General features: G+C 39.3%; 1 protein-coding gene. It reads right to left on the bottom strand.

Annotated elements, in window-relative coordinates; translation table 11 throughout:
• Positions 1–126: 126 nt before the first annotated feature.
• The gene (locus tag D0T49_RS12850) at positions 127–1,761 is read right to left on the bottom strand and encodes a Zn-dependent hydrolase (RefSeq protein WP_163632348.1); all 1,635 of its coding nucleotides are present in this window, start codon (positions 1,759–1,761) and stop codon (positions 127–129) included.
• Positions 1,762–2,058: the final 297 nt, after the last annotated feature.

Genomic DNA, 2,058 nt, shown 5'->3' with positions numbered 1-2,058 from the left:
TAATTTCTTTCATAACATTACTTTTTTTATGTAACGCTATTTCAGGACGAGACAATTATAGAAAATAAAATGACCAATTCAAATCGGATTGGTCATTTTATTTTCTATATAATCGTATTACCGACTTTATTTCAAACCTAATACATTCAAGCCTTGATTGAAACGTATATCACGTGGGATTCCTGCCTCATTTATCCGATTCAAATCCTGTTGTAAAGCAGTGCCTATACTTCCGTTTTCGTGCCTGAACTTTTGTGCAAACTCAAAGTCGCCTTCGCCCTGAGTTTTCAGTATAAGTGCCGACCAACTATTTATTGCTTGTTTAGCTTTTTCAAAATCAATGTGATATTTACCTGCATCATTGCGTGTAAAAGCACCTTCTTTTTCCATATAGTTGTAGCACATCATATTAGCCTTACCATGCGAACTTGCCGCACCAAACCGAACCGAACGGAGAATACCCGCAATGTAAGTTGTAATAGCATCTTCTACTGATATTCCATGAATCTCTCCTTTATCAATCAGGTTGCAGACCATGAACAAGCCCAGTATATCAGCTTTTGCTTCTTCCCACGATGTCTTTTCAGTCCTCAATGCTATATCTACAGCACCTTTGCCGTTTACCGTTTCTTTCACTCCCAATCCGTGCGCTACTTCATGGAAAGTCACATTCCAGAAAAAAGCATCGAATTTCAGATGTTGGTGTAAGTCCGGCTCCATTACCAGCGTGCCGATAGGAAGCATTATTTTATCAAACTTGGCTTGCATGCTGTTGCGAAGTTGCAGACGTCGTGCGCCCTTTTGCGCCTGTACACGGTCGTCATTAGGCAGGTTTATAGCAATGGTTTTACTTCCCGCATTACAGTCGCCGGCATAATACACGGCATCATACACATTCAGGTCGGACGATGTACCCGGAATAAATATTTTATATTGAGGCTCGCAAGGCAGTTCCTTTTGAAGTGCCGGAAGCATAGCTACAAACTTGGCAAGCTCGTTACTGCGTTTTTCGTCTTTTAGCAGGATGAATGCTTCATAAGAAGCCTTCGCCTCATTCAGTTTGTCATCATAATTCTCGATAGGCCCCACAACAAAATCCAGACGGCTCTCTTTCATGTCCATCCATGCCATATCGCTCGCAAAATAATCATCTGTTTCGAAAGCCTTTTTGCGCTCTGTCAGGTATTTTTTCAGTCCGGCATCCTCTGTCAGCTCAATAGCCTTAGACAGCAAATCAGTAACTTGCGTAATTTCCTTTTTATATTCATCCCTGTACCACACCGTTTTTAACGAGCCATCCGCATTACGGCGAAGAACAGTGTATAAGCTTCCTTTGTCAGGATTACTGTATGCTTCATACTCTTCTTTTGTAATATCTACAGGGTAATATTGGCATCCCAAGGGTTTTGCTCCGAAACCCGAAACAAATGGCTGATTATTATCCAACCTGTCCCAAGAGCCATAATTTATCATTGCGAAGTCTTTAGCCCACTTATCCTGAATCGTATCCAAAACCGTTTTATCCTCAAAAGTCTGTTTCCAGAACAAATTATCCATAATATCTGCTATTTCCAGAAATATGGGTATCAGTTGTTTTTCCTTTTTTGACAAATTCTTTACTAAATCCGATTTTAAATCGAAATAAGCATATTCTTCTACCTTCTGTTGCATAGGGCTTTTCTCATTAGTTTGCTTGCACGATGAAAAACATACTGCCAGCAACACAAAAATACTGGTTATGATAACGCTTGACTTTCTCATATTTATTCTTTTATTATGTTATTTTAATACAGTTACAAAAGTAAAAAAAATAGGGCATCAAAATTACATTTTAAACACCAAATTCATCAGATATTGCTCTTTCGTTTCCCTCTCTCAAAGTCCCTCTCTTTGAGAGAGGGATTTAGGGAGAGTTATAGTATTTTCATTTTTATTCTTTTGTCCTCCAGCCGGACTGGCTCTTCCTTTTTCCTATAGCTGAAAAAGGAAGCAAAAAATTAACCTTGTTGAAGCACCTACGCTTAGCATAGCTCAAGCAAGCTTGACTCTGCTTTCGCT

It is taken from the genome of Paludibacter sp. 221 (assembly GCF_010501035.1).
Taxonomy (GTDB): Bacteria; Bacteroidota; Bacteroidia; order Bacteroidales; family Paludibacteraceae; genus QVMH01.
Note: the sequence above shows the minus strand (reverse complement) of the source record. Positions and strands in the feature narration are given on the sequence as shown.